Below are 9,500 nucleotides of genomic sequence, written 5' to 3'. Positions count from 1 at the left end.
TCCTCCACCGCCTGAGGAGTGGGCGGCACGACCGGCAGCCCGTCCGTCCACCCCATCCGGTAGAAGTACCGGTTCACCTCCTCCCACGTCCCCCGGTACACCACTCCTCGGGCCCCTTCCGGCTTCCACGCGGCCGCACGAGCCAGCGCCTCCTCCCACTCCTCTTCCCGGAGGGGCACCGTCAGCGCCCGGATCACCTCCTCGATAACCTCCGCCACCCCCCGCTCGATGGACTCCCCATCCGTCGCCTCACACGGCACCCGCTCCAGCACCGTCCGCAGCGCCGGATACCCCTTCACCACCGCCGCCGACCGCGCATCCGCCCCAAACCCCACGTTGCACAGGGCCACCGCGGGCTTATTGAGTTTTTCAACCTCCACGAGGTTGAACACCAAGTACTTGGTGCACGACCCTCAATCCCCTACCGCCCCGATGACCCCATCCACCTCCCCCACCCACCGCCGGAACGCCTCCAACTCCTCCCCCAGGAGCTCCCGGTTGTGCGGGTGGCGGAAACGGCTGAACCGCACCCCCGGCACCCGTGCCCTCAGTTCCCGCTCCACCGCATCCAGGATCCGGGGAGCCGCCCGTTTGTTGTTCTCAAACAGCCCCACCACCCGACCTTCCAGACCCTCCAGCCGGGGCGCGTTCCGCCGCGGCTCCGGCACCTCCGCCTCCCCGAGGGGGCTCAACACCTCATAGCGATCCATCGTCCTTCACCTCCTCTATCGTCTCTCTTCCCGAGCCATCCAAGCCTCTTCGGGAGACCACCACGCCGTCGTGTACCACCGAAAGTATCCGGTATCCCGGACCTCCTTGGTGGTCACCAGGATCGTCTTGTAGTAGAAGACGGGGATCAAGTGGTCCCTCTCGATCAGCATCTGATTCAGCCGCTGCGCGAGCTGAGGGCTCGGAACAGGGGTCTTCAGAGATTGACGCCACACCGCCTCAAAGCCTTCCGGTCGCTCGAAGCTCGCAAAGCGCTGGTTGAGGAACCAATACTGACGTACGAACTCATTCACCGTGGGGAAGCGGGCGAAGGGCTGGTACAGCAGGCCCTCCCATCCTCGGTTGATGTACTCCTGATATCTGGTGCTGGGGACCTGTTCGATCTCCGCCTGAATTCCCACCTGCTGCAGGTACCGCTGGATGGCCACCAACTGCTCCCGTTCTGTGGCGTCCGTAGCGATCAGCCGCGTCCGGAACCCTTGCGGAAAGCCGGCCAGGGCCAGCAATTCCCGGGCCCGTCTGGGATCGTACCGCTTCCCCCGTCGGTCCCGTAGATAGCCCTGCTGGTCGGGGAACGCGGCCTGATCGGCCGGTGCGCCGTAACCGTATGTGAGGGCTTTTACGATGGCCTCCCGGTCCAACGCATGTGACACCGCCGCCCGAACCCGAGGATCCCTGAAGGGAGAATCCGGGTTGGCACTGCTCGGAATGAGCACGTTGTAGAAGCTCCAGTCCGCAAGGAAGTTGTACCGGTCCTTGGATTCCCGGGCCAACTCCGCGGCCGCCTGAAACGTCGCGCCGAGGAAGTTCGCCTGTCCGGACAGGAAGGCCGCTTTCCGCGTCTCCGGGTTTACGATGAAGAGGTATTCCACCCCATCCAGGTACGGCTTCCCCGCCTGCCAGTATCCGTCGAACCTCCTGTAAACCGCCTGCACATCCCGCTCATACCGCACGATCTGGAAGGGTCCGGTCCCCACCGGGTTCCACCGGGCCCACTCCAGCCCGTTGCGGGTAAAGGCGGTGGGAGAGATCATGAGGGCCCGGGTCCCGCCGAAGATCGTAGGCCAGATGTTGTTGTACTCCGTGAGACGCACCCGGATCGTGTACTCATCCACCACTTCTACCGAGGATACCGGAATCGTTCGGGCTTCCATCTCCCGGTCCAGGTTCCACTTCGCCGCGTGCGCGTTGAAGTCCGTCCCGTCGTGGAACTTCACCCCGCGCCGAAGCCGGAACAGGATCGTACTTTGGTCAGGCAAGACGGTCCACCGTTCCGCCAGCCACGGGTGCACCCTTCCGTTCTTGTCCACCCGCACCAGGGCCTCCAGCGCCGGGGTGGCCGCGTTCACGCTGACGCCCACGATCTCCCAGGGAACCCCCACGGGGCTTCTGGGGATGACGTAGATCTTCCGCAACACGCCTCCGTAGGTTTTGCGGGAGCTTCCGGGTGCCGGTCCCGCGCGGCCTGCCCAGGCCAACAGGCCCACCAACACCCATCCCCACAGGATCCTGAGGAGAACCGCGTTTTTCCTCTGCACCGGGCCGTTCCCCCTTTCATTTCACGAGGGGTATACCTCGAAGATCCCCGCGGCCCCCATGCCTCCGCCCACGCACATGGTGACCATGCCGAACCCTCCGCCCCGTGCCCGCAGTTCGTAGATGAGCTGCGCGGTGAGCTTCGCACCGGTGGCCCCCAATGGATGTCCCAGGGCGATCGCACCTCCGTTAACGTTTACCTTCTCTTCCGGCATCTCCAGTTCCTTGAGCACCGCGAGCACTTGGGCGGCGAAGGCCTCGTTGAACTCGATGAGCCGCAGATCCTCCATGCGCAGTCCCGCAAGCCGCAGGGCTTTCGGCACCGCCCGTACCGGTCCGACGCCCATGACGTCCGGCTCCACGCCTCCCGTGGCGAAACTCACGAAGCGGGCGAGGGGGCGAAGTCCCAGGTCCTCCGCCTTCGATCGGCTCATCACCACCACCGCCGCGGCACCGTCCGAGAAGGGGCTGGAGTTCCCCGCGGTAACGGTCCCGCCCTCCTTGAAGGCAGGCCGGAGAGTCGCGAGCTTTTCCAGGCTCGTGTCCGGCCGCACCGTCTCGTCCCGGTTGAAGTCGAATTCCTCCACCTCCCCTTTCGGGGTGCGACGCCGGACCCGAACCGCCACGATCTGCTCCGTGAACTTCCCGGCCGCCCAGGCCTCCGCCGCGCGCCGGTGGCTCCGGTAGGCCCACCGATCCTGTTCCTCCCGGGAGATCCCCCAGCGTTCCGCCACCCGCTCCGCGGTCAAGCCCATGCCGATGTACGTTTCCGTCATCTCCGGGTGGTAGCGGGGGTGGTAGCCGGAGGCGGGGATGCGGCTCATCATGTCCACCCCGCCCGCCAGGACCGCCTCCGCCATGCCGGAGAGGATGGCCTGGGCCGCGAGGGCGATGGCCTGAAGCCCACTGGAGCAGAACCGGTTCAGGGTCATGCCCGTGACCTCCACGGGGAACCCAGCCCGCAGCAGCCCCAACCGCGCCACGTTCTGCCCCTGGCTGGACTCCGGGAACGCGCACCCCCAGACGACGTCGTCGAGGTGTGCGGGGTGAAGGTCAATGCGATCCACCGCGGCCCGCATCACCACCGCGGAGAGGTCCACGGGGTGCAGGGTGGCCAGGGATCCGTCCTTCTTGCCTCGGGCCACTGCCGTCCGCACCGCGCTCACGATCACCGCTTCCCGCATGGTCCCCCCTCAGTTCCGGAGAATCCCTCCCGTCTCCACGTAGTGCACCAGCCGGTCCTGGGTCTTGGGGGAGCGGAGCAGTTGCACGAAGGTGTCCAGCTCCGCCTCCCACATCTCCCGTTCCTCCACCCACCGCGGTGGGCCCTCTCCCCCGGAGAGCAGGAGCGCGAGCGCGTAAGCCACCTCCCGGTCCCACTCCGTCGCTTGTCGGGCCTCCCACCGGGCCCACGCGGCGTAGCGCAGGTTCCCCAGGGTCTCGTCCCCCATTCCCCATAGAGGCCCGGGAAGAGGCGGAACGTAACTTCCAGCCAGGGCAAGCACGGTCGCCTTCGCCAGCGCCAGCATCCGGTCTCGGCTGAGGGTAACCTGGTCGCAGGGACGCAACAGTCCCAGGCGCCGGGCCTCCTGTGCACTGCGGGTGGTGGGAGCCGAGAGGAGCAGGCGAAAGGCCCGGTGCGCGGCCTCGTGGAGGTCTGCCCCCGCGTCCGGTTTGAGCTCCCCAGCCACCCCGTAGGGGAGCAGATCCTCCGTGAACCGCCGGAGCAGGAAGGTGGGGACCCCGATGGGGAGGAGTCCCAGCGCGTACTCCATCAGGGCCACCTGGAGATCCGCGTGGGCCACCACCCGGTCCGCGGCAAACAGCAGCGCGATCCCGGGTCCCGCGACCCGGCCCGCGGCACAGGCCACCACGGGAACCGCACAGTCCCGGATCCGCACGCACACCTCCTGGACCCGCCGCGCCCAGGCCCGGAGGGATTCCTCGTCCTCCTCCCGGATCCGGTCCAGGATCCACCGGTAATCCCAGTCCGCGGGGAGCCGCCGGAGGTCCTCCGTGCCGATGACGATCCCCTCCCATCTCCCCGCCTCCGCCTCCTCCACGGCCTGGTGCAATCCCTCCAGCGCCTGGGGCGTCAGTGAACCTGAGGGACTGCACAGCTCCACTCCCAGGACTCCGTCTCCCAGGTCCGCCAGACGGACCTGCGGAGCGTGGCTCAACACGGTGGGCGCTTGACGCAGGGAGAGCACCCCTTCTCGGGGCGGGAGGGGCCGGTATTCCCCGGAGAAGTCCAGGTAGGTGCCGTCCCCGTAGAACCCGCGTTTGGCGCGGGTGAGGAGTTCCGGGACCTCTAGACCCAGCTCCGCAAACCCTTCTTGCAGGGCCGACTGTCCAATGGCGTCCATCTGTCGGAAGGGACCCAGTTCCCAGCCGAATCCCCACTCCAGGGCACGGTCCACGGAGACGAGGTCATGGGCCACCTCTTCCGCCCGGATGAGGGCGAAGTGGTAGGTGCGCAGGAGCAGCTTGCGTACGTACCTCCCGTACCGGTCCGGGAGCTGCATGGCGGCCCGGAGCCGTTCGGGGAAGGGGACGGCCTCCGCCTCCGCAAGCCCAGGGATCTCCGGAGACCGCTGGGGACGGTAGGTCCCCGTGGCGTAGTCCCATGTGAGGAGCGTCTCTCCCTCCCGGAGGAAGAATCCGCCTCCCGTCTTATCTCCCAGCCGCCCCTGCCGGTGAAGCTGGTGCACCCAATCCGGCAGGCGGTAGTCGTCGCCGGTGTTCTCCTGGAGGGAGCGGGTGCCGAGGACGAGGATGTCGAGGCCGGTGAGGTCCACGGTGCGGTAGGTGGCGGAGCGGGGTCGGCCCAGAAACGGCCCCGTCAGCCGATCCACCTCTTCCAGGGTGAGCCCTTCCTCTTCCGTGATCCGGATGGCCTGCACGAGCCCGTAGATGCCGATGCGGTTCGCCACGAATCCCGGGCGGTCCTTCGCCACGATCACCCGACGGCCCAGCACGCGCTCCGTGAATTTCCGCATGCGCTGGAGCACCTCCGGGTCCGTGTCCGGACCGGGCACCAGCTCCAACAACAGCAGGGCCCGAGGGGGATTGAAGAAGTGGGTGCCCACGAACCGGCGCCGGAAGCCCTCCGATCGTCCCTCCACCAGGATCCGCATGGGGATGGTGGAGGTGTTGGAGGAGACGATGGCGGCAGGGGAGACCACGGACTCCAACTGCGCGAACAGCGCCCGTTTCGGCTCTACCTCCTCCACCACGGCCTCCACCACCCAGTCGCACTCCCTCAGCCGGTGGAGGTGGTCTCGCACGTTGCCTACGGTGATCCACCGGGCGGCCTCCGGATTGTAGAACGCCCTGGACTTCAGGGCCCGCTCCACTCCCCGCTTGGCCAAGGCGTCGGGATCCCCCTCCGAGGGAAGGTCCAGCAGGACCACCGGGATCCCCGCGGACGCCACCAGGGCTGCGATGCTGCTTCCCATTGCCCCTGCCCCCACGACGCCCACCTTGCGGATGCCCATCCGTGCCTCCTGACCGTCAGGATTCCGGCCACTTCCAGTCCTTGAACTGCTCCCGCAGCACCAGTTTGGCGAGCTTCCCCGTGGACGTCTTCGGGATTTCCTTCGCGAACACGAAGGCATCCGGCAGCCACCACTTCGCGAACCTCGGCCGCAGGTACTCCCGCAGCTCCTCCCCCGTCACCGTCTCCCCTTCCCGGGGCACCACCACCGCCAGCGGCCGCTCCATCCACTTCGGGTGCGGCACGGCGATCACCGCGGCCTCCTTCACCTTGGGATGGGTCATGAGGGCGTTCTCCAGATCCACGGAGCTGATCCACTCGCCCCCGGATTTGATGAGGTCCTTGGTACGGTCCACGATCTTGATGAAGCCCTCCGCGTCCCAGACGGCCACGTCCCCCGTCCGGAACCAGCCGTCGGGGGTCCAGGCATCCGGGGCCTCTCCCCGGAAGTAGCTCCCCGCCACCCACGGCCCCCGGACCTGCAGCTCCCCCATGGTCCGGTCGTCCGGCGGGACCTCCCCTTCGGGCCCCATGATGCGGGCTTCCAGGAGCGGGACCGGCATGCCCTGCTTGAGCTGCATGGCGATCTGCTGTTCCTCCGGCCAGGTCTCCATGTGGGGCTTGAGGTGGCTCTGGATCCCGATGAGGACCTCCGTCATCCCCCATCCGTGGATGAGGCGGATGCCCGCCCGCTTCATGCGCCGCAACAGGGACTCCGGCGGTGCACCCCCTCCCACCGCCACCCGGAGCTCCCGGCGGAGGGGATACTTCTCGGGGTTGCGCTCCAGGACGTCCAGGATCCCGAGCCAGACCGTGGGAACTCCTCCGGAGAAGGTCGCTCCTTCCGAAGAGATGAGTTCCAGGACGCTCTCCGGATCCAGGTGCGGGCCCGGCAGCAGCAGGCGCGCGCCTGCGAGGGGAGCGGAGAAGGGTAGGACCCAGCCGGCCACGTGGAACATGGGCACCACCGCGAGGATGGTGTCCCGCCGCGAGACCGCGAAGGTGTCCGCCAGCATGGTGGCCATGGCCGCGAGCACCATGGCCCGGTGGGAGTACATGGCTCCCTTCGGACGCCCTGTGGTCCCCGAGGTGTAGCACATCATGGCGGGGGCGTCCTCGGGGAGGTCCGGGTACGGGAACGGCTCGAAGGGGCCCTCGACCAGCGCCTCGTAGCTGTCGTATGGCTCGGGAACGGGTTTGCCCGAGAAGGGAACCACGAAGACCCGCTCCAGCCGTACTTCCCGTTTAAATTGCTCGAACAGCGGGAGCAGGACGTCGTCCACGATCAGGAAACGGTCCTCCGCGTGATTCACGATGTATGCGAGGTCGCCGGGGTGCAGGCGCAGGTTGAGGGTGTGCAGGATGGCGCCCGTAACGGGAATGCCCAGATAGCATTCCATGTGCACCGAATGGTTCCAACACAGGGTGGCCACCCGATCCCCGGGTCGGATGCCGAGTCGGGTCAGAGCGCGGGCCAGGGCATGCGCGCGTCGGTACAGCTCCGCATAGGTGGTCCGGTGCAAGGATCGATCCGGGCGTCGCGTCACCACGTCCACATGTCCCCAGTACCGGATCATCCGCTCCAGGACCCGGGAGAGGGTCAAGGGATAGCTCAAGGTCGCCCGCCACTCCGACACCATCTGCATCCTCGCTCACCTCCGTTCTCGGATTCCCAGTTTACCCCCGCCTTCTCCCGGCCCGCAACGCGGACCGCGGGGCATCCGGAGATCTACCGCCGCCTAGAGGTCCCGTCCCAGGTAGGCTCCGTCCCGCTCCAGGCGCTCCTGGAGCCGTGCCACGGGCAGGCGTCGGACGGAGGTACGGAGCTGAAGGGCGAGGGCCGCCGCGGTCCCCGCCGCCTGACCCATCACGAAGCAGGGACCGGAGACCCGGGCGGAGGACTGTCCCCCGTGGGTCATGGAAGCGCACCGCCCTGCCACCAGGAGATTCTCCACCTTCTGAGGGACCAAGATGCGGTAGGGAAGGTGGTGAAAGCCCCGGCAGTCGGGAATGGGAGGCCACCGGATCACCACGTCCCCCTGCACGTGCTCCTCCACGGGCCACCCGTTTACCCCGACGGTGTCCTCGAAGCTCGCGCAGCGGAGGACATCCTCCTCCGTCAGTTGGTACTCCCCCAGAACGCGCCGCGTCTCCCGGATCCCGATTTGGGGAGGAAGGTCCACGATGTAGGCGTTCTCGAACCCCGGAAGATGTTCTCGGAGGAACGTGAAGAACTCCCACACCTGCCGCCGTCCCTCCACTTCCCCGTACGTCAACTGCTCCACGTCCGTCCCGTCCACCGCGCGGCCATCCGGAAGCCGGATCTGGGTGACGTTCGCCCGCCATTCCAGGGGGTTGCGCTGGGGACGCAGGATCGGGGCACGCCGCGGGAACCTCCTCCCCGCTCGCTCCGCCTCCTCCATGATTCGAGGAAGCAGGTCCCACGCCTGCCCTGCCCGCTCCGGGTCCACCCCGTTGAGCCGGAACATGGTGGTCGGATACAGCAGGTTGCCTTGACCGTCCCCTTTCTCGTACGGCACCCCTGCCCACGCCGCGAGGTCCGCGTCCCCGGAGCAGTCAATGAACACCTGCCCGCGCAGGGCGAACCGGCCCGACTTCGTCTCCACGAGCAGGGCCGCGATCTCCCGCTCGGAGGCCATCACCGCGCCCACGCCCAACGTGTGGAAGAGGAGCTTCGCCCCGGAGCTGAGTACGAGGTCGTCCGCGGCGATCTTGTATGCCGCGGTGTCGTAGGCCTGGGCCATGATGCGGCCCTCCAAGGAGAGGTGCGGGGCGTTGAGCCCACCCAGGCGCTCCATGCGGGCCAGCAGATCGTCCACCACCCCGTGCACCACCTGGCGGTGTTCCCCGTAGACGTTCGCGTGGAGGCCCGCGAAGGTGGTCACCCCCGCCGCGGTCCCCATTCCGCCCAGAAACCCGTATCGCTCCACCAGGACCACGGAGCAGCCACACCGGGCCGCGGCGGTGGCGGCGGCGATCCCCGCGGGACCGCCGCCCAGCACCACCACCTCGAACTCCCCGAGAACGGGTACCCGCCGGGCTTCCTCCAAGAGGTAGGAGCGCTCCGCGGGCTCGGCGCTTTCGTGGACCCTCATCTGGCCTGCCTTCCCTCCGCACAACCTACTGCCGCGCCTTCCACGCCTTCGCCGGTTCCCAGTAGGGCCAGGTGGCCTTGGTGAGGTGCTGTGTGTCCCGGACCTCCGGCCAAGCCACGTAGGTGCGCATGGCCATGAACACGGGGATCACTGTGTAGTCCTGCAGGAGGAGTCGATGCACCTGCTGAAGCTTGTGCCGCTGCGGAGTGAGGGTGGAGGCGGATTCCTCCACGAGCCGATCCAGGCCCTCCGGCCGCCGCATGCTCACAAATCCCTCCGGGGAGTTCGTGAAGTAGAACCGGATGTAGTTGTTAAAGTTCGGGAAGTAGCCGTAGAAGTGAAGGAGGACGCCCCGCCACCCCTTCCGCTGGTACTCCACGTACCGCCCGATCTCGGGCGTCTCCAACTCCGCCTGGATCCCGACTTCCTGGAGGTACCTTTGCACTGCCAGGGCAATGTCCCGCTCCAAATAGAAGGCCTTGATGACCCGGGTGCGGAACCCATTGGGATATCCCGCCTGGGCGAGCAGCTCCTTCGCCCGCGCAGGGTTATACGAGGGTCCTGGGTAGTCCTGAAGGGCTGCAGGACTGAACGGGTGCGCAATCTGATTCCACGGGCGCCAG

8 protein-coding genes are annotated in these 9,500 nt (G+C 67.4%); all 8 read right to left on the bottom strand.

Translation table 11 applies throughout. From position 1 onward, the window contains the following. The coding region (locus QN206_12470) for a hypothetical protein (protein ID MDR7615621.1) at positions 1-380 on the bottom strand (380 nt) is incomplete at its 3' end. A gap of 33 nt (positions 381-413) precedes the next feature. After that, positions 414-710 (bottom strand): hypothetical protein, encoded by a 297-nt coding sequence (locus tag QN206_12465; GenBank protein MDR7615620.1) that lies wholly within the window; start codon positions 708-710, stop codon positions 414-416. 15 nt (positions 711-725) lie between these two features. Next, complete coding sequence (locus QN206_12460; GenBank protein MDR7615619.1) at positions 726-2,147, bottom strand: ABC transporter substrate-binding protein; 1,422 nt, start codon at positions 2,145-2,147, stop codon at positions 726-728. Positions 2,148-2,288: 141 nt separating this feature from the next. Next, positions 2,289-3,449, bottom strand: a complete 1,161-nt coding sequence (locus QN206_12455; GenBank protein MDR7615618.1) for a thiolase family protein — start codon at positions 3,447-3,449, stop codon at positions 2,289-2,291. Positions 3,450-3,458: 9 nt separating this feature from the next. Further along, positions 3,459-5,762: a 3-hydroxyacyl-CoA dehydrogenase/enoyl-CoA hydratase family protein gene (locus QN206_12450; protein ID MDR7615617.1), complete on the bottom strand. Its 2,304-nt coding sequence runs from the start codon at positions 5,760-5,762 to the stop codon at positions 3,459-3,461. Between the two features lie 16 nt (positions 5,763-5,778). After that, positions 5,779-7,407, bottom strand: coding sequence for a long-chain fatty acid--CoA ligase (locus QN206_12445; protein MDR7615616.1), 1,629 nt, complete (start codon positions 7,405-7,407; stop codon positions 5,779-5,781). Positions 7,408-7,500: 93 nt separating this feature from the next. Further along, on the bottom strand, positions 7,501-8,877 hold the full coding sequence (locus QN206_12440) for an FAD-dependent oxidoreductase (protein ID MDR7615615.1): 1,377 nt from the start codon (positions 8,875-8,877) through the stop codon (positions 7,501-7,503). A 25-nt stretch (positions 8,878-8,902) separates the two neighbouring features. Further along, positions 8,903-9,500: ABC transporter substrate-binding protein (locus QN206_12435; protein ID MDR7615614.1), on the bottom strand; the 598-nt coding region annotated here is incomplete at its 5' end.

It is taken from the genome of Armatimonadota bacterium, from assembly GCA_031460175.1.
GTDB classification, from domain to species: domain Bacteria; phylum Sysuimicrobiota; class Sysuimicrobiia; order Sysuimicrobiales; family Sysuimicrobiaceae; genus Sysuimicrobium; species Sysuimicrobium tengchongense.
Note: the sequence above shows the minus strand (reverse complement) of the source record. Positions and strands in the feature narration are given on the sequence as shown.